General features: G+C 64.1%; 17 protein-coding genes. 9 read left to right on the forward strand and 8 right to left on the reverse strand.

Translation table 11 applies throughout. From position 1 onward, the window contains the following. Positions 1-141: 141 nt before the first annotated feature. Genes siaA through siaD form a run of 4 tightly spaced genes read left to right on the forward strand, consistent with a single transcriptional unit; the run spans position 142 to position 3,900 of the window. Positions 142-2,133: a biofilm regulation protein phosphatase SiaA gene (gene siaA, locus M1D78_RS17590; RefSeq protein WP_437421269.1), complete on the forward strand. Its 1,992-nt coding sequence runs from the start codon at positions 142-144 to the stop codon at positions 2,131-2,133. A gap of 28 nt (positions 2,134-2,161) precedes the next feature. Beyond that, positions 2,162-2,707 carry a biofilm regulation protein kinase SiaB gene (siaB, locus tag M1D78_RS17595; RefSeq protein WP_437421270.1) on the forward strand — a complete coding sequence of 182 codons (546 nt, stop codon included), beginning with the start codon at positions 2,162-2,164 and terminating at the stop codon, positions 2,705-2,707. Positions 2,708-2,726: 19 nt separating this feature from the next. Then, on the forward strand, positions 2,727-3,107 hold the full coding sequence (siaC, locus tag M1D78_RS17600) for a biofilm regulation phosphoprotein SiaC (RefSeq protein ID WP_437421271.1): 381 nt from the start codon (positions 2,727-2,729) through the stop codon (positions 3,105-3,107). A gap of 7 nt (positions 3,108-3,114) precedes the next feature. Continuing rightward, the gene (gene siaD, locus M1D78_RS17605) at positions 3,115-3,900 is read left to right on the forward strand and encodes a biofilm regulation diguanylate cyclase SiaD (RefSeq protein WP_437421272.1); all 786 of its coding nucleotides are present in this window, start codon (positions 3,115-3,117) and stop codon (positions 3,898-3,900) included. A gap of 543 nt (positions 3,901-4,443) precedes the next feature. Here siaD and M1D78_RS17610 read toward each other — a convergent pair. Next, positions 4,444-5,220, reverse strand: a complete 777-nt coding sequence (locus tag M1D78_RS17610) for a ferredoxin--NADP reductase (protein WP_437421273.1) — start codon at positions 5,218-5,220, stop codon at positions 4,444-4,446. A gap of 101 nt (positions 5,221-5,321) precedes the next feature. Here M1D78_RS17610 and M1D78_RS17615 point away from each other — a divergent pair, with 101 nt between their 5' ends. Together M1D78_RS17615 and M1D78_RS17620 are read left to right on the forward strand one after the other, a co-directional pair. Beyond that, positions 5,322-6,449: a methyltransferase gene (locus M1D78_RS17615; protein ID WP_437421274.1), complete on the forward strand. Its 1,128-nt coding sequence runs from the start codon at positions 5,322-5,324 to the stop codon at positions 6,447-6,449. Positions 6,450-6,567: 118 nt separating this feature from the next. Then, positions 6,568-7,794 (forward strand): MFS transporter, encoded by a 1,227-nt coding sequence (locus tag M1D78_RS17620; RefSeq protein ID WP_437421275.1) that lies wholly within the window; start codon positions 6,568-6,570, stop codon positions 7,792-7,794. 56 nt (positions 7,795-7,850) lie between these two features. Here M1D78_RS17620 and M1D78_RS17625 read toward each other — a convergent pair whose 3' ends face one another. The 5 genes from M1D78_RS17625 to M1D78_RS17645 form a co-directional block, all read right to left on the reverse strand. Continuing rightward, on the reverse strand, positions 7,851-10,055 hold the full coding sequence (locus M1D78_RS17625; protein ID WP_437421276.1) for a xanthine dehydrogenase family protein molybdopterin-binding subunit: 2,205 nt from the start codon (positions 10,053-10,055) through the stop codon (positions 7,851-7,853). After that, on the reverse strand, positions 10,052-11,038 hold the full coding sequence (locus M1D78_RS17630; protein ID WP_437421277.1) for an FAD binding domain-containing protein: 987 nt from the start codon (positions 11,036-11,038) through the stop codon (positions 10,052-10,054). The genes M1D78_RS17625 and M1D78_RS17630 overlap by 4 nt, the downstream gene beginning before the upstream one ends. Beyond that, positions 11,035-11,568: a (2Fe-2S)-binding protein gene (locus M1D78_RS17635; RefSeq protein ID WP_437421278.1), complete on the reverse strand. Its 534-nt coding sequence runs from the start codon at positions 11,566-11,568 to the stop codon at positions 11,035-11,037. The genes M1D78_RS17630 and M1D78_RS17635 overlap by 4 nt, the downstream gene beginning before the upstream one ends. Positions 11,569-11,726: 158 nt before the next feature. Then, positions 11,727-12,320 carry a nucleotidyltransferase family protein gene (locus tag M1D78_RS17640; protein ID WP_437421279.1) on the reverse strand — a complete coding sequence of 198 codons (594 nt, stop codon included), beginning with the start codon at positions 12,318-12,320 and terminating at the stop codon, positions 11,727-11,729. Continuing rightward, complete coding sequence (locus M1D78_RS17645; RefSeq protein ID WP_437421280.1) at positions 12,313-13,290, reverse strand: XdhC family protein; 978 nt, start codon at positions 13,288-13,290, stop codon at positions 12,313-12,315. Before M1D78_RS17645 ends, M1D78_RS17640 begins: the two co-directional genes overlap by 8 nt. Before the next feature lie 278 nt (positions 13,291-13,568). On the opposite strand from M1D78_RS17645, the gene M1D78_RS17650 reads away from it, so the two are divergent. Then, positions 13,569-14,864 (forward strand): NCS2 family permease, encoded by a 1,296-nt coding sequence (locus M1D78_RS17650; RefSeq protein ID WP_437421281.1) that lies wholly within the window; start codon positions 13,569-13,571, stop codon positions 14,862-14,864. Between the two features lie 122 nt (positions 14,865-14,986). After that, entirely contained in the window at positions 14,987-16,075 is a 1,089-nt protein-coding gene (trmA, locus tag M1D78_RS17655) for a tRNA (uridine(54)-C5)-methyltransferase TrmA (RefSeq protein WP_437421282.1), read from the forward strand. Between the two features lie 19 nt (positions 16,076-16,094). Here the strand turns inward: trmA and M1D78_RS17660 are convergent, their stop codons facing one another. Then, positions 16,095-17,348: a molybdopterin molybdotransferase MoeA gene (locus M1D78_RS17660; RefSeq protein WP_437421283.1), complete on the reverse strand. Its 1,254-nt coding sequence runs from the start codon at positions 17,346-17,348 to the stop codon at positions 16,095-16,097. Between the two features lie 253 nt (positions 17,349-17,601). Between M1D78_RS17660 and M1D78_RS17665 the strand changes: the two genes are divergently transcribed. Continuing rightward, a complete protein-coding gene (locus M1D78_RS17665) occupies positions 17,602-18,387 on the forward strand; it encodes a type IV pili methyl-accepting chemotaxis transducer N-terminal domain-containing protein (RefSeq protein WP_437421284.1) in 786 nt (261 codons plus the stop codon). On the opposite strand, the gene M1D78_RS17670 is transcribed toward M1D78_RS17665, so the two are convergent. After that, positions 18,384-18,944, reverse strand: coding sequence for a DUF4345 domain-containing protein (locus M1D78_RS17670; RefSeq protein ID WP_437421285.1), 561 nt, complete (start codon positions 18,942-18,944; stop codon positions 18,384-18,386). The genes M1D78_RS17665 and M1D78_RS17670 overlap by 4 nt on opposite strands. Between the last annotated feature and the right edge of the window lie 14 nt (positions 18,945-18,958).

The following is an 18,958-nucleotide window of genomic DNA, read 5'->3' on the forward strand; positions in this document are numbered from 1 at the left end:
GGAGCCTTCGGGCTCCGTTCTTTTTTGCGCGGCCAACCGCCACTGGTGGCAAAGTGCCGGATTGCGGATAATCGCGCACTTTGCCGGCCTGGCATGCACTTTGCGGCTATTTGGCGATAACGCGATTAGGACGACATCCACATGGCGGCGTTGGGATTACGCGGTAAATCCTTACTGGCGTTGTTGCTGACATTCTTTCTGGCGATCAGCGTGACGGCTCTGGTGGGGCGCGAAGCCCTGATCGGCGTGCAGCAACGTTTCGGTGAGGCCTATGCGCGTAATGTGGTGCAACTCAACCGTGAACGATTGTTCGCTCCGGTTACTCGCGAGCTAGCCTTGGCCCAACGCCTGGCCGAATCCCAGCTCACCCGGGCCTGGTTGCTCGACGAACAGGACGTTACCAAACGCGACCTGTTCTTTCGCGAGGCTGCCGGCTATCAGCGAGCGCTGAGCGATCATTCGTACTTCGCCGCCTCGGCAATCAGCCATGCCTACTATTCCAATGACGATAGCCAGCCATCCAGCCAATCGCTGCGCTACCGGATGTCACCCGACGCCCCTGCCGACGAGTGGTTCTTCACCACGCTGCGTTCGCCTGCGCCTTATCACCTCAACGTCGACCGTTCGGCCGTCACCGGCGACCTGAAGATCTGGTTCAACATTGTCGTGCGCGATGGCGACCAACCGCTCGGCATCGTTGGCTCAGGCATCAATTTGAAATCGTTCATCGACGACTTCATCAACGTCGACAAAACCGGGGTCGAGTCGATGGTGCTCGACGCCCACGGTTCTATCCTCGTTCACCCGGACCAAACGCTCGTCACCCTTAACGCCGACACGGCCCAGGGGCGTTCTTTGGCGACCAACGTGCTAGGCCTGCTCGATGACATCGAGCAGGCCAGCGCCCTTCGTGAACGGATGGCCTTCGCCCGGGAGCACCCGAACGAAACAACGGCACTGACGCTGCAGCTCGACGGCGAGCCCCGCCTACTGGCGCTCACCTGGATACCAGAGCTCGAGTGGTTCGTGGCAAGCGCGGTGGACCTGCGCACCGCTCAAGTCATCGAGATCCGTCCGCTGCTACCAGCGCTGACGGCAGTGGTCCTGCTTTTCTTGCTGCTGATCTTGATTGGCGCCTGGTTAGTCGATCACCGGGTGCTACGTCCGTTGCGCCAGCTGCGCAAGAGTGCGCAAGCCATCGCGGCTGGCCAGTACAACGCACCCTTGCCAACTGATCGCGACGACGAAATCGGCGAACTCAGCACCGCCTTTCGCAGCATGGCGCAGAAGATTCGTAGCCATACCGGGGAACTGGAGAGCCGCGTACAAGAGCGCACCCGCGAGCTCGAGCAGGCCAACCGCGACATGGCCGCCGCGCATAAGAAGATTGACGACTCGATCGATTACGCCAGCCTGATCCAGCACGCCATCCTGCCCAAGCGCCAGCTGGTTGCCGACCTGGACGAGCGGCATGCCGTGCTCTGGCACCCACGCGACGTGGTTGGCGGCGACTTTTACGTCTATCGCGCCACCTCTCGAGGCTGCCTGCTCGGCGTTGTCGATTGCGCCGGCCATGGCGTTCCAGGTGCGTTGATGACCATGCTCGCCCATGCCGCGATCGAGCAGGCCATCGCGGATGCGGGCATGCACGACCCGGCCGCGATCCTCAGCCGCACCGACAGCATCGTCCGCCGCATGCTGCACGGCGACAGCAGCGGGCATGCGCTGGCGACCAATATGGATGTCGGCCTGGCCTACGTCGATTTCGACAGCCGCCGCGTGATCTACGCCGGCGCAAAAATCTCGCTCTATTTCAGCGATGGCGAGACGCTCGACGAGCTCCCGGCCGGCCGCCGGGCGATCGGCGATCGACGCGTCGGCGAGTACGCCAATGCCGAGGCCGAACTAAAGCCCGGTCGTACCTTCTATCTGGCCACCGACGGTTTCCTTGATCAGGCCGGAGGTGAACTAGGCTACGGCTTCGGCAATAGCCGCTTCGCAGAAATGATCCTGCGCCACGCGCGCCTGCCGCTGGCAGAGCAAGGGCAGGCTTTCAAGGCAACGCTGGCGGAGTATCAGGGTGATTACCCCCAGCGCGACGACATCACCATGCTGTGTTTCCGTTTCGATTGAGCGCCATCCACCGGAGTCGAGTTGCCCCATGGAAAACCTTGACCTCTTCGCCATGCGCGAAAGCTACAACCGGCAGCAGATCATGCTCTGCTTCAACGGCCCGATTTCGCGCAGCCTGATCGAGGAAATCGGCAACGCACTGCGCAACTACCTGGCTGCCGACCACGCCAACCCGTCGTCGGCCATGGATGTGTTTGCCGTCTATATCGAGATGACACAGAACATTCGCCACTACGCCAAGGTCCGAAACTGGGCCGATCAGGAAGCTGGCGCGACGGTGGTGGTTGCACGTAACGATGCTGATGGCCGCTATGTGGTCTCGGCAGGCAACCTGATCGAGACGGCCGATGGCGAGGCGCTGATCGCCGCCATTGAAGAGCTTGCCAGCCTGGACAAGGCGCAGCTCAAGGCCAGGTACAAAGAACAATTGCGCAAACCGCGCGAAGACAACACCGTGTCGGGCGCCGGTCTGGGCCTGATCGACATCGCGCGCAAATCCAGCGAACCGCTGAAAGCCTCATTGCAACCCGTCGCCAACGGCCGCTCCTTCATCAGCCTGAGCGCGGTCATCTGACAGACAAGAGCCAATGCACATGAATGACTTCTCTATCGCCGGCAGCCAATCCTCGCCTGCCATCGATTCCGACTGGGAAAACGGCGTGCTCGTCATGCAGGGCGACTCCTATCCGGAAAATTCCTACGAACTCTTTCATCACGTCATCGAGTGGATCGAGCGCTTCCTCGCCGAGGCAGGTCGCCCTTTGCGCCTGGATCTGCACCTGCTGTACCTCAACACCAGCAGCATCAAGGCCATGATGGATATTTTCGATCTACTCGAAGCCGCTCACCAGGCCGGCCAACCTGTGGCGGTCAACTGGCATTACGATCGCCGAAACGAACGCGTCATGGAGCTGGCCGAAGAATTCAAGGAAGACTGCAGCTTCCCCTTCCTGATCATCAGCGACGACCAATAGGTGCCCTATGCGCGGCCATAATCCGCTGGAAGCCCAGGTGGTGGAGTCGCTCGCCGACCCCGCGCACCATGGCCATCCACTGCACGAGACGCTGCACCAGCTTTGGGAGGCGCACCACGCACTGCTCAACCGCATCGAGCGCATTGCACGTGTCTCCGATGGTTACCAGAGCATTGCCCGCGACCGGGAGATGACGCTCTCCGCGCGCTTCGACAAACAGTTGCGCCAGTTGGAGAAGGTGGCCCGCATCTCTGATCGCTACCAGATGATGATGCAAGACCTGAACATCGCGCTCCGGGAGGCCTCAACCCACGACGCCCTCACCGGCATCGCCAATCGGCGCCTGCTCACCGAGCGGTTGCGCGAGGAAACCGAACGGGCGCGCCGCTACGGGCGCCCACTGTGCGTCGCGGTCGTCGATATCGATCACTTCAAGGTCATCAACGATGATCACGGCCACGAAATAGGCGACAACGTGCTGGTCGAAGTGGTGCGGGTGATGGAGGCGCAAATCCGTGAGCACGACCTCTGCGGGCGCTGGGGAGGCGAGGAGTTTCTCGTGGTGATGCCAGAGACTGAGACAGCCAACGCAATCCCCGTGATGGAACGGCTGCGCCGCGCAGTCGCTGATCTCAAGGTGACAATTGGCGACCGTACCCTGTCAGTCACGGTGAGCCTGGGTATGGCCGAACTGCGCGCGGACGAGAGCTATGCCAACGCCATCAACCGCGCCGACGCCGCCCTGATGCGCGCCAAGCGCAACGGCCGCAACCGCTACGAACTGGCGGACTGACGACCACTGCCGCCACGACCCCTGGATGACGCCTTAATGCCTCGTCGCAGCACCGGCATCCACGCAGCCTTTGTAGGAGCAGGCTCTGCCTGCGGCCGCGGTTTCCGACCACGCCCAGGTCGCGAGCAGAGCCCGCTCCTACAGGGGCAAACGCCAACCCCTCCCGCCGCCCTCACGCCGCACTTGTAGGAGCAGGCTCGGCCTGCGACCGCGGTTTCCGAACCACGCCCCAAGTCGCGAGCGGGGCCCGCTCCTACCGGGCGAACGCCAACCCCTCCCGCCACCCTCACGCCGCATTTGTAGGAGCAGGCTCTGCCTGCGACCGCGGTTTCCGCCCACGCCCCAAGTCGCGTGCAGAGCCCGAATCCTACAGGGGCAAACGCTAATCCCTCCCACCACCCTCACGCCGCACTTGTAGGAGCAGGCTCTGCCTGCGACCGCGGTTTCCGAACCACGCCCCAAGCCGCGGGCAGAGCCCGCTCCTCCTCATCCCGCAGCGAGAACACGGTCGGGAGCGTTTGACGCAAGGACGCCGGGCCTGCGCTACCAGTAATTCTCTACCGCTACCTGCCCAGGCCGCCGGGTAAGGCTCAGGTTGAGGTCGCGCGCTTTAAGCAGGGTGCGAGTGTCCTCAATCATCTGCGGGTTGCCGCACAACATGATCCTCGAGTGCTCGGGCTCCAGCTTCAGATCGGCGGCCCGCTCCAGTTCGCCGCTCTCGATCAGCGTGGTCACGCGGCCGCTCAAGGCACCGGGCACCGCCTCGCGGGTCACCACCGGCAGGTAGGTCAGTTTCGAACCCAGTCCCTCCAGGTACTCGCGCTGCGGGAGTTCATGGATTAGCTGCTGATACGCCAATTCCGATGCGGTGCGCGCGCTGTACACCAGCACAATCCGCTCGAACCGCTGCCAGACCTCGAAGTCCTGCAGGATCGAAAGAAACGGCGCGATGCCGGTGCCGGTGCCCAGTAGCCAGAGATGGCGGCCGTCGATGAAACGGTCGAGCGTCAGGAAGCCGAACGCTTGTCTGTCCACCAGCAATTCGTCGCCCGGTTCGAGGCGGCTGAGCTCACTGGTGAATTCGCCGTCTGGCACCACGATGGAGAAGAAATCGAGAAACTCATCGTGCGGCGCGGACACCATCGAGTAAGCGCGCCAGACAATGCTACCGCTCGGCTTACGGACGCCAAGGCGCGCGAACTGTCCGGCGGTGAAGCGGAACCCCGGGTCACGGGTGGTGCGCAAGGTGAACAGATTGGGCGTCAGCGTCTGCACCTCGAGCAGGCGCTGACGGGTGAACTTCTCTTCGCTGGCGGTCATACTTCGCTCCCTTTGCGGACATCTGCGGGTTCGAGGGCTGGTTCTGCCACGGACTACCCCTTGATACTCCATTCCGACGCTCACAAACACCGCCAGTTCTTATGCCTATTCTCGAAACGCCCTACGCCCGCCTCGACCTGGTCCGCCAGCCGGAGCAGCCCAACGAGCCACTGCAGGCCTTCGATGCGGCGGACGAATACCTGCTGGCACAGCTCCATGATCAGGGGCTGGCGGCGGATTGCCGCGTGCTGGTACTCAACGACAGCTTCGGCGCCCTCGCCTGTTCGCTGGCACAGCATGCACAGGTCACCAGCAGTGGCGATTCGCACCTGGCACATATGGCGCTGGATAAGAACCTGCAGCGCAACGCGCTGGCCAACGACGGCGTGACGTTCATTCCCGCCAGCGAAGCGGTCCAGGGCCCGTTCGACCGCGTACTGATCCGTGTGCCGAAGACCCTTGCCTTGCTGGAGGAACAGCTGATCCGCCTGCACGGTCAGCTGGCGCCAAATGCACAAGTGATCGCAGCCTCGATGATCAAGCATCTGCCGCGTGCGGCCGGCGACTTGCTGGAGAAATACATCGGCCCCGTGCAAGCCTCGCTGGCAATCAAGAAGGCGCGTCTGCTGACCGCAACACCAGTAGACAAGCCAGTGCCCCGCTCGCCCTATCCGACGCGCTATCGCCTCGACCAGCAAAAAATCGAGCTCCTCAACCACGCCAACCTGTTCTGCCGCGAAGATCTCGATATCGGCACCCGCGCCTTTCTTCCGCACCTGCCCCGCGCGCTCGGCAACCTGCGCGCAGCGGATCTGGGCTGTGGTAACGGCGTGCTGGGCATTGTGTACGCGCAGAGCAATCCGCAGGCGTCGCTGACCCTCGTCGACGAGAGCTACATGGCGGTGCAATCGGCGCAGGAAAACTGGCAAGCCATCCTCGGCGACCGCCCCGCCGATATCCGAGCCGGCGATGGGTTGGCGGAGCAACCGATGGATTCGCTTGATCTGGTGCTGTGCAATCCTCCCTTCCACCAGCAGCAAGTCGTCGGCGACTTTCTCGCCTGGCGCATGTTCACCCAGGCCAAGACGGCGCTGTGCAAAGGTGGCGAGCTATGGATCGTCGGCAACCGTCACCTCGGCTATCACCTCAAGCTCAAGCGCCTGTTCGGCAAGGTCGAGCAGGTGGCCGCGACGCCGAAATTCGTCATCCTCAGAGCGATTAAGGGCTGAGCCAGCATTAGTGAACCGCCCGAATCGGTGCGAATAGCGAACCCGAAATCGAGCGCACCCTGCTTGTCCCTAGGCGGCGTGCTAATCTCGCCGACCCTGCCGTTCTTGCGCCCGCCTGATGTCGACCCACGCCAAACTCCTGCTGCGCCATCAACACCCTTTCATCAAGTTCTGGTTTGCTCGCGTATTTACCGCCAGCGGTTTTCAAATGCTTGCCGTGGCCATTGGCTGGCATATGTACGAACTGACCGGGAGCGTGCTGGATCTCGGGTTGGTCGGGCTGGCTGAGTTCTTCCCCCGCCTGCTGTTCATTCTCTGGACCGGGCATGTCGCCGACCGCTTCGACCGACGTCGGGTCGCGGCGCTGTGCCAAGGCTTGCAGGGTTTGATTGCGTTGGCCCTGGTGCTGGGCAGTGGCGGGCTGGGCGTGACGCGAGAAATAATCTTCGTGCTGGCTTTTCTGCTGGGCACCGCCCGCGCCTTTGAGGGGCCGGCGACCCAGGCATTACTACCGAGCCTGGTGCCGACGTCCCTGTTCCCCGCTGCCGTGGCCGCTTCCTCTTCAGCGATGCAGACGGCGACGATCGTTGCGCCAGCACTGGGAGGCCTGCTTTTCGCCATCGGCCCGCTGTGGGTGTATGGCCCGGTTGCGCTGCTCTTCGCCCTCGCCTGCAGCCTGATGCTGAGCCTGCCAAAACGGCCGGCTCCGCCCAAGCAAACCGGCCCGGCGATGGACAATTTGCTCGCCGGCATGCGCTTCATCCGTAGCCGACCGGACATCTTCGGCGCCATCTCGCTGGACATGTTCGCCGTGCTGCTGGGTGGCGCCACTGCGCTGTTGCCAGTGTTTGCCAAAGACATTCTGCTGACCGGCCCTTGGGGGCTTGGTCTATTGCGTTCGGCGCCGGCAGTGGGTGCGTTACTGATGTCGTTCTGGCTGGCGCGTTACCCGATCAACCGCCGGGTGGGTCGCGTCATGTTTGCCGCCGTTGGGGTGTTCGGCCTGGCGACCATCGCCTTCGGGCTGTCGACTTCGTTCTGGCTGTCAATGGGCGTACTGGTGGTATTGGGTGCGGCCGACATGATCAGCATGGTCATCCGCGGCGCCTTCGTTCAGCTGGAAACACCCGACGCCATGCGCGGTCGAGTCAGCGCCGTGAACGGCCTGTTCATCGGCGCGTCGAACCAGCTCGGTGAGTTTGAGTCGGGCCTCACCGCACACTGGTTCGGCACCGTACCGGCAGTGGTGATCGGCGGCGTTGGCACGCTGATCATAACGGGTACCTGGATGAAACTCTTTCCGACATTGGCCAACCGCGACCAACTGCATCGAGATCTTGACTAGGCCCAACGGGCAGTTGGCGGAGCTGTCCGCTCGGCCAACCGCCCCCGAGCGGCTGCTTACAACAGCTTGTCCATGGTGATCGGCAGATCCCGCACCCGCTTCCCCGTCGCGTGGTAGATCGCATTGGCCACCGCAGCGCCCACACCCACGATGCCGATCTCACCCACGCCTTTTGAACCCAGCGTGTTGACGATCTCGTCCTTCTCCTCGACAAAGAAGGCATCGATCTCGCCAATGTCGGCATTCACCGGCACGTGGTACTCGGACAGGTTGTGGTTCATGTAGCGACCCAGGTTGTGGTCGATCATGGTCTCCTCGTGCAGCGCCTGGCCGATGCCCCACACCACGCCGCCGGCGATCTGGTTGCCTGCCGTTTTCGGGTTGACGACCCGTCCGGCAGCAACCGCGCTCACCACCCGGCTGACCTTCACGGTGCCCAGCGATTCGTCCACCCGCACCTCAACGAAGATGGCCGAATGCGTCGCCGTCGAGTAGCCGTTACGCTTTTCGCCGGGCTTGGCGCTGACCTCAGCCTCCAGCTCACCGCTGACCGCAACGATCTGTTCCAGGTCGACGCACTTGTCAGGCGCTGCTTTCAGACGCATCTGCCCATCGGCAAACTCCACGTCCTCCGCTTTCGCCCCTGTAAAGGGCGAGACAGGCGATTGCTGGGCTGCGTCCAGCAGCTTCTGACGCAACGCTTCGCAAGCCTGTTCCACCGCAGTGCCGACCGAAGATACCGTGAAGGAGCCACCTTCCAGCGGTGCCTGCGACAGGCTCGAATCGCCCAGACGAAACTCCACGCGCTCCATCGGCATGCCCATGGCCGCAGCCGCAATTTGCGTCATGACGGTATAGGTGCCGGTGCCGATATCCGATGTCGCGCTGCTAACCACCAGCCGCCCGTCGGGGCCCAGGCAGGCCTTGGCGGCGGCTGGCATTTGCATGGCCTCCCAGACGCCGGTCGCCATGCCCCAGCCAATCAGCTGGTTGCCGTCACGCATGGAGCGCGGCTCCATGGAGCGGCGCGACCAACCAAAGCGCTCGGCGCCCTGCTCGTAGCACTTACGCAGCTCCTTGCTGGAGTAGGGTTTGTCCTCATTACCGTTGCGCTCGGAATAGTTGGTCAGACGCAGCGCCAGCGGATCGACCTTCGCGGCGTACGCCAACTCGTCCATGGCGCACTCCAGCGCGAAAACGCCGATCGTTGCGCCCGGTGCGCGCATGTCCAGCGGGGTGTAGACGTCCAGCGGCACCAGCTGATAATCCAGCTTCACATTCGGACACGTGTAGAGCATCCCTGACCACTCCACCTCATGCTCGGTGAAGTCTTCGAATGAGGACGTCTGGCCGATGGCCTGGTGGGTAATCGCCTGCAACTGGCCATCCGCTCCAGCACCGATGGACAGGCGCTGCACCGTGCGCGGCCGGTAGCCGAAGGTGAACATCTGCTGGCGCTTGAGCGCGACCCGCACCGAACGCTTGAGTTTGAGCGCAGCCATTACCGCCAGCGGCAATTGATACTGCGGACGTAAACCGGAGCCGAAAGCACCGCCGACAAAGGGCGAGAGGATGCGGATCTTGCCTTCCATCCCGAACACGTTTTCCAAGTAGCGCATGCAATTCTGCACACCCTGGGTCTTGTCGTAGATCTCCAGATTGCCTTCGGGCAGGTAATGCACCGTGGAGGCATGGGGCTCCATCGGATTGTGGTGCTCGACCGGTGTGGTGTATTCGACATCGACCCGCACGGTTGCGCTGCGCAAGGCACTGTCCACGTCGCCACGGGGCGGCGGCAGCTCGGCCGGCGCCTTGTGCATGGTTTCCAGTTCGCTGAGCAGATCGGTGCGATGGGGCTCGCGCTCGTATTCGACACGTACCAGGCTGCCGGCGTAACGCGCCAGCTCGAGGTTTTCCGCAACCACCAAGGCGATCGGCTGGCCGCTGTAGAGGATGCGATCGTTGAACAGCGGGCGGAACGGCGATCCATCTGCGGCATCGTCGTCCTCGTAGGGGTCGTCATAACTGGCGACCGGGGGACGGTTCTGGTGGGTCAATACCAGCGCCACGCCTGGGACGGCTTCAGCTGCGCTGGCGTCGATGCTGACGATCCGCCCGCGGGCGATGCTGCTGTTGACCACGCTGCCGTAGAGCAGGCCGGGCACATCGAACTCGGCGGCATAGTGCGCCTGGCCGGTCACCTTGAGCGGCCCGTCGACGCGGTTGAGCGGTTGGCCGAAAGGGGAATTGGCTGGCTTCATTGGGCGGCTCCTTTGGCGGCGTCGGTCAGGGCGCGAACAATGGCGCGCCGGCCCAGTTCGATCTTGAACGCGTTGTGTTCGAAGCCACTGGCACCCTGGAGCAGGATATCGGCAGCGGCGGTGAACGCGGCTTCGTCAGCCGCCTTGCCGACCAGCACGGACTCCGCTTCGGTCTTGCGCCAGGGTTTGTGGGCCACACCCCCCATGGCGATGCGGGCGCTGCGGATGTTCCCGCCGTCCATGTCCAATGCAGCCGCAACCGACACCAGCGCAAAGGCGTACGAGGCCCGGTCGCGAACCTTCAGATAGCTGCTGTGTGCAGAGAAATCCTGTGCCGGCAGCTCCACCGCAGTGATCAGCTCGCCGTCGACCAGCGTGTTGTCGGCTTCCGGCGTCTGGCCCGGTAGGCGATGAAACTCGGCCATGGGGATACGCCGCTCGCCGTGCGGCCCTTGTACGTGCACCACGGCTTCCAGCGCCGCCAGAGCTACGCACATATCGGACGGATGCACCGCGATGCAGGCGTCGCTGTGGCCGAGAATCGCGTGGATGCGATTGAGCCCATCGCGCGCCGAGCAGCCGGTGCCGGGCTCGCGCTTGTTGCACGGCGTAGTGGCGTCGTAGAAGTAATAGCAACGGGTGCGCTGCAGCAAATTGCCGCCCGTGGTGGCCATGTTGCGCAACTGCGGCGAGGCGCCGGCCAGGATCGCCTGGGACAGCAGCGGGTAACGGGCTTCCACCAGCGGATGCCAGGCCAGATCCGCATTGCTGACCAACGCCCCGATACGCAGGCCGCCGTCGTCAGTCTCTTCGATGTCGGCCAGGGGCAGCTGAGTGATGTCGATCAGCTGCGACGGACGCGTGACGTTTTCCTTCATCAGGTCGAGCAGGTTGGTGCCACCGGCGATGTAACGGCTGTCCGGGCGGAACTGCCCGATGGCTTCTACGACACTGCTTGGGCGTGCATAGCTGAAGGGGTTCATGGCGTCACCTCCTTCGCACCCGCGAGCCGTTCACGCGTCTCCTCGGTCGCTTCCTCGATGGCTGCGACGATGTTCGGGTAGGCGCCACAGCGGCAGACGTTACCGCTCATCTGTTCGCGCAGGTCATCGCGGGATTCTGCGCGCCCTTCGGCCACCATCCCCACCGCCGAGCAGATCTGCCCGGGCGTGCAATAGCCGCACTGGAAGGCGTCGTGTTTGACGAAGGCGGCCTGCATCGGGTGCAGTTCCTCGCCCTCTGCCAGCCCTTCGATGGTGGTCAGCTTGGCGCCGTCATGCATCACGGCCAGCGTCAGGCAGCTGTTAATGCGCTTGCCGTTGAGCAGCACGGTGCAGGCACCGCACTGGCCGTGGTCACAGCCCTTCTTCGTGCCGGTGAGGTGCAGTTGCTCACGCAGCAGATCGAGCAGTGTGGTCCAGGGATAGACCTCGACTTCCCGGCGCTGGCCGTTCAGTTGGAGGGTGATGGAACAGGCGGAAATCCCACCTGCAGCGGTAGACGTTTCGCTCATGGCAGCCTCACGGTTTGGGGGGCTTCGTGCGCCTGTTCTGTGCAGGATCACCGAAGACCTCAGGCATTCGATGCGCTTTCCGTGCGCCTAGGGGTACGACTACCCTGGCGGAAAAAACGTTCAGCCTGCCTGGCTGACCCTTGGCGCGAGCATGTGTATCAACCGGGCAGGCGATCCTCAGGTCGGTCGATATCGTGCAATACGCCCGGGTCGTCTACCTCGATCTCGATTACCGAAGGGCTATCGAACAGCGCCTGCGCGCCCCGGTCCCCAGACAACACCCGCAGCAACGCACCAAAATCAGCCCCAATGCCTCGCGGATGGCCCCGTTGCCCCCGGTACACCGGCACGACCAGGCGCTGAGGCTGGATCGCGGCGGCGAGGCGTTCGAGGGTGTCTCGCCGGACATAGGGCATGTCAGCGAGCGCGACCAGCCAACCACGGCGAGTCTCGCAACTCGACACGGCCTGACCCAGGCTGTGTCCCAACCCATTGCTGCGGATCACGAGCACGCTGGCACCGTAGGCCGGTGCCTCGCGCTCGAGCCACGCGCGAAGCTCATGGTTGTCTGCGCGCGTGACGATCAGCATGCGCTCGGCAATGCCGGACAGGGCGCGAAGCGTCATCGCCAGGATCGGCTCGGCATCGGCCGCTGATGTACAGCCGGCGAGCAACTTGTCTTCGTCGCTGCGCTCGCGGTAGCGGCTGCCCTGCCCGGCCGCCAGAACCAGCGTGCAGAGGGCCTCAGGCACAACGGCGCGCCTCGGCCACGGGCGCGACGCGCACACCGTTCTTGATTGCCACCACTTGAGCCATGAGTGACAACGCAATTTCCGCTGGTGTGCGGCTGCCGATCGGTAGTCCGATCGGGCCGTGCAGCCGGGCGACGTCTCGTTCGCTGAGGCCGAGGCTGAGCAAGCGCGACTTGCGCTTTTCGCTGTTGACCCGCGAGCCCAACGCACCAACGTAAAAGGCATCGGACTGCAACGCGGTGAGCAGTGCCATGTCGTCCAGCCGAGGGTCATGGGTGAGCGCGACAATGGCGGTGTGCGCATCCGGCTCGATGGCGAGCACGGCATCGTCTGGCATACCCGGGATGAAGCGCACCTGCGTGTCGCTCCAGTCGTGGTCGTAGCCCTCGCGTGGGTCGCAGATGAGCACCTCGAAGCCCAGGCTTACCGCCAGCTCGGCGGTGTAGCGCGACAGTTGGCCGGCGCCGATCATTAGCAGCCGCCAGGTAGGACCGAAGGGCGCGTGCAGCGTCGTGCCGTCGAACTGCAGCTGGGCGCCTCGCTCGGCCGGCTCCAGGTGAACGTGCCCGGTGGCCAGCTCCAGGCAACGCACCAGCCGCTCATGAGCGGCACAGCGTTGCAGCAGTTCATCGAGCCAATGCGCGTCGACGAGCGGCTCTTCCAGCAGGCGCAAGGTGCCGCCACAGGGCAGCCCGAAACGCGCCGACTCTTCCTTGCTCACCCCGTAAGTGACCAGTTGGCAGCCCTCGCCACGCTCAGTCGACGCCATGCGTCGCGCCAGCAGGTCGTCTTCGACGCACCCCCCTGAGACGGAGCCCTCGACGCGGCCGTCTTCACGTAGCGCCAGCAGCGCTCCGACGGGCCGAGGTGCGCTGCCCCAGGTCTCGAGCACCGTGTAAAGCACCACGCGGTGGCCGTCACGCAGCCAGTCGCGGGCGCGGCGCAGCACGCCCAGATCGACACTGTCCATCGTCTTCCTCGTGAAATCGCAACAGGTGCCGGATGCACCGGCATGCTTTCAATGACTGGCTCCGCAATGGGTTAGTTCGCGCTGCGACGCCGAGCCACAGGCCCGATCTGCTGCGGAACCGGCCGGTCAGCCGCTCGGAAATTCAACCTGCCGCGGGGGCGGTGTAAGATGCGCGGCTTTTGCGGCACACGCCCCGATGGGCTTTGCTGTAACGAACCACTGCCCGCCAGAGGCAGCCAACGCCGCCCGCCAACGACCGGCACACGAGAGGATTGACCATGCTGGAGAAGCTGTTCCAACTCAAGGCGCACAACACCACGGTGCGCACCGAGATCCTCGCCGGTCTCACTACGTTTTTGACGATGGCCTACATCCTGTTCGTCAACCCGAGCATCCTCGCCGAAACGGGCATGGACCACGGCGCGGTCTTCGTTGCTACCTGCCTGGCCGCTGCCATCGGCTCGGCCGTGATGGGCTTGATCGCCAACTACCCAATCGCGCTGGCGCCGGGCATGGGTCTGAACGCCTTCTTTACCTATACCGTCGTGCTGACCATGGGCTACACCTGGCAGACCGCGCTGGGTGCGGTGTTCCTCTCGGGCGCGATCTTCTTCCTGCTATCGATTTTCAAGATCCGCGAGTGGATCATCCACAGCATCCCGCTGGCCTTGCGCGCGGGCATCGCCGCGGGGATCGGTTTGTTCCTGGCGATCATCGCACTGCAGAAGTCGGGCATCGTCGTCGCCCACCCGGCCACCATGGTGACCCTAGGCGATATGACCGCTGGCGGTCCGCTGCTGGCGTGCCTGGGCTTTTTCGTGATCGCGGCGCTGGCCTATCTGCGCGTAACCGGCGCGGTGATGATCGGCATCATCCTGGTCACCGTGCTGTCAATCGCCCTTGGCCTGTCGGAGCTCAAAGGCGTGGTATCGATGCCGCCTTCGCTGCTGCCGACCTTCATGGAACTGGATATTGCCGGCGCGCTGGACATCGGCCTGCTCAGCGTGATCTTCGCGTTCCTGTTCGTCGACCTGTTCGACACCTCCGGCACCCTGATCGGCGTGGCGCAAAAGGCCAACCTACTGGACAAGGACGGCCACATGCCACGCCTGGGCCGCGCCCTCCTGGCCGACAGCACCGCGACCATGGCCGGCGCCGCGCTGGGCACCTCGACCACCACCAGCTATATCGAATCGGCGGCGGGCATCAGCGCCGGTGGCCGCACCGGCCTGACCGCCTGTGTGGTCGCGCTGCTCTTCCTGCTTAGCCTGTTCTTCGCGCCGCTGGCTGGCGCCGTCCCGGCCTACGCCACGGCACCGGCGCTGCTGTTCGTCGCCGTGTTGATGATGAGCAGCCTGGCCGGCATCGACTGGGACGACCTCACCGTCGCCGCGCCGGTGGCCATCGCCGCGCTGGCGATGCCGCTGACCTTCTCCATCGCCAATGGCATCGCCTTCGGCTTCATTGCCTGGACCGCCATCAAGCTGCTGGCCGGCCGGTGGCGCGAGCTGAGCCCAGCGATGTGGGTGCTGTCGGTTCTGTTCGTGGTCAAGCTGGGCTGGTTTACCGGCTGACGTTCCGTAGGGTGGATGACGCTTTTTCATCCACCTCGTTCACACGGCGACGGTGGATGGATCACGCGCCAGCTGCGCGCCCCGATCCACCCGACGATTTACCTACCATTCCAAGAGATTTCATGAGCGCACCGCAATTCGACCCCGCCACTTACGACGCCCAACTCGCCGAGAAAGCCGCGCGGCTGGTGGAACTGCTGGCACCCTTCGACGCACCCGCACCAGACATATTCGACTCGCCACGTGAACACTATCGCCTGCGCACCGAGTTTCGTCTTTGGCGCGAAGACGGCCAACGTCATTACGCGATGTTCGAGCAGGGCGACAAGCACACACCGATCCTGATCGATAGCTTTCCCATTGCCAGCCGCCGCATCAACGAGCTGATGCCGCAGCTAAAAGCCGCCTGGCAGGCCAGCGAGACGTTGAGCTTCAAGCTGTTCCAGGTCGAGTTTCTGACCACCCTATCCGGCGACGCGCTGATCACCCTCGCCTACCACCGCCCGTTGAACGACGCGTGGCAGACCGAAGCTGAACAGCTCGCCGAGAAGCTTGGCGTGAGTATCGTGGGGCGCTCCAAGGGCAAGCGCATCGTCATTGGCCGCGACTACGTCACTGAGCAGCTGACCGTTGCGGGCCGCACCTTCAGCTACCGGCAGCCAGAGGGCGCCTTCACCCAGCCCAACGGTGAGGTCTGCCAGAAGATGCTGAATTGGGCGTTTGAGGTGCTAGGCGAACGCAGCGACGACCTGCTTGAGCTGTATTGCGGCAACGGTAACTTCACCCTGCCGCTGGCGACCCGTGTTCCCAAGGTGCTGGCCACGGAGATCAGCAAGTCTTCGGTAAACGCCGCGCTGGCTAACCTCGATGACAATGGCATCGACAATGTCAGCCTGGTTCGCCTGTCGGCCGAGGAACTGACACAGGCACTGAACGAGGTGCGGCCGTTCCGCCGCCTGGCCGGGATCGATCTCAAGAGTTACAGCTTTGGTAGCGTGTTCGTCGACCCGCCACGCGCTGGCATGGACCCGGATACCTGCGAGCTCACGCGCCGCTTCGAGCGCATCCTCTACATTTCCTGCAACCCCGAAACCCTAGCGCAGAACATTGCCCAGCTGCACGACACCCACCGCATCGAGCGCTGCGCCCTGTTCGACCAGTTCCCCTACACCCACCATATGGAGTCGGGCGTTTTGTTGGTGCGTCGCTGAGAAGCACCCGCGTCACGGTTTAAGCCAAGAGCTCGCTGAATGGCAGGTAACCCACCGGCTCGCCCTCGTTCAGGGTGCGGTTGCAATCGATGATTGCCAGCCCTTCGGCCCAGCATGCGGAGGCCAGCATTGCCGAGCCCTGCCCTGGATGAAGGCACACACGCAGCTCACCCGCGCGCTCCTCCAACCGTGCTCGCAAGTACTGCCGGCGCCCGTTGGCCTTGCGCCAGGTGAAACCCGCCGGCATCGGGATGGGCGTCGGTAGCACGTCGCGCCGCCCTTGAGCGCGAAGCAGAAAGGGCCGAGCGACGATCAGCGCGGTGATCAGTGCTGCCGCCGGGTTGCCAGGAAGGCCGATCCAGGGTTTGCCCCCTACTTCGCCGAAGGCAAGCGGTTTGCCGGGCTGGATCGCCAGCCGCCACAGGTGCAACTTGCCGAGCTCGCGGATGGCCTGTTTGAGGTGATCCTCTTCTCCAACCGACACGCCTCCCGAGGTGATCAGCACATCCCATTCCGAAGCAGCCAACGACAAAGCGTCACGGCTGGCCGCCAACTCGTCGACGAGGATCGGATAATCGTGGACCTCCAGCCCGAGGCTGCGCAGCACGCCAAGCAGGCTGTAGCGGTTAGCGTTGTAGATCTGCCCAGGCGCCAGCGGCTCGCCAGGTTCCCTCAGTTCATTGCCGCTCGACAGCAGACCCACCCGCAGGCGGCGATACACAGCGACCCGGTCGATACCAAAGCTGGCGAGCACCCCGAGTTCTTGCGCGCGGATGCGTTGCCCCGCAGCCAGCACCGGGCTGCCAGGTTGAAGTTCCTCCCCCTGGCGCCGCACGTGCTCGCCTACGCGCACACTCGGTAACAGCACCCGATCGCCTTCGAGGCGGCAGTTTTCTTGCGGGACCACCGTATCGGCGCCTGGCGGCAACGGCGCACCCGTGAAGATCCGTACCGCATGGCCATGGGGTAGCTGGGCGTCTGCTGCATCCCCGGCGGCGACTCGGCCTGCCAACAACAGGGCGCCGCCCTCCGCCGGCAGATCAGCAGCGCACAGGGCATAGCCGTCCATCGCGCTGTTGTCCCAGGCAGGCACGGCAAAGGGCGCGACCAGCGGCTCGGCAAGCACCCGTCCGAGGGCGTCGGGCAAAGCGACCCGTTCTACCGGTGGAGGCGCCGGTACGCGCCCAAGCAACTCGGTAATCGCCGCATCGACGGGCCGCAGGTCGGTGCCGTCGCAACCACAACTGCTGGTGGACGTAGTTTGGTGAGGCATGCGTGTTCTCCGAGGGGAAGGGCTCGTCGCCAGGGGGCTGCGGAGCCGGGTCGGAACTCACCCTAGCTGCTCTCGGGGCCATACGCACCCCGCTGCGACCACGCGTCGCGAGCCGTACATCGAACGGGGCTGTGAGCGAACGCGCAACAGCGGTATCCGAGCGACGCCCCTTGACCATCGTCAAGGGCGAAACGGCGTGGGGGGCTATCGTCCCGCCCCATCGACCGCCCGGTCATGTACACGAGCCAACGTCATGAACAAGACTTTCGCCACCGCCTCGCTTCTGCTGCCGCTGCTGTTCGCCAGCGCGCCGGCACACGCCGCCATCAGCGACGCTGAAGCCGTCAACCGCGCCGGCATGCAGCGCATGTTGGGCCAACGCATCGCCCGTAGCTACCTGATGCTCGGCACCGAGACGCGCGTCGAGTTGGCCGCCAACCAACTCGATACAAGCGTTGCAGCCGTCGAGGAGAATGCGCTTCTACTGGATGACTATGCCAACAGCGACAGCACCAAGCGCGCCCTGGCCAAGGCCAACGAGACCTGGGCGCAATATCGCCAGCTTGCGCTCACAACGCCGGACCCGGCGCGCTCAGCCGAGCTGCTGGCGCTGGCCGAGCGTTTTCTGGGCGATAGCGAAGCATTGGTCCAGGCAATCGAAAGGGAGAGCGGCAACCAATCTACTCGACTCGTCAACCGGAGTGGCCGTCAGCGCATGCTGAGCCAGCGGATCGCCATGCTTTACCTTGCCATGGCCTGGAAGCTGCCCAACGAGGCGCTGCCCGGGCAGTTCGAGGCGGCAGTCGGCGAGTTCGAACGCGGGCTCGATGAGCTGCGCCAGGCCCCGCAGAACACGCAAACGGTCATCCGCCAATTGGAGCAGGTCGAGGCGCAATGGCGATTCGCGCGGGCGGGGTTCACCCTGGCGGACCAGTCGCGTTTCGTGCCGACCGTGATCGTTACTACAAGCGATTCGCTGCTGCGCAAGATGGAACAGCTAACGCATGACTACGAGCAGTTGGCTGAGGGGGCACGCTAGCCCGCTGGGTCGCCACGTCGGAAGGGTTGCGGGCTGGTGTCAGCGGGGATCGCCGCAGGCTCGGCGGCATCGAGCGAAGATGGGACATCGCCGACCTGGAAGGGCTTGGGCGATTCGGTCGCGAGCCGACGCGTTGCGGGTTCGATGCGTTCGGGCTCCGCCTCAGGACCGGCGGCAGCGCGTAGCTTCAGCAAAGCGAAACCTGCCAGCAGCGCCGCGATCACTCGATAGATGAGCGAGGCTAGGTCAAAGCCAACGAGGTCGCCGCCGTCGAGCCACAACGAGCCGAGGCGCCCGGCGACCAGCGCGAGCATGACGATCACCAACATGGCCAGCGCCGCCCGCGCATGCTCATGCACCCGTATCGCCCACAGCAGGAACAGCCCGAGCGCCAGCTGCAGCCCACCGTAATAGACGCGCATGTGGCTAACCGACGCCGTTTCCATCAGCAGCATGCCGTTCAGGTTGGCCATTTCGTACGGACGCAGCCAATACGCGATGCTGAAACCCAGCATGATCAGCGCTTGGGCGATGAGAACGAAACGGGCGAATCGCATCGAAAACACTCCTG

The organism is Pseudomonas sp. SA195 (assembly GCF_054131565.1).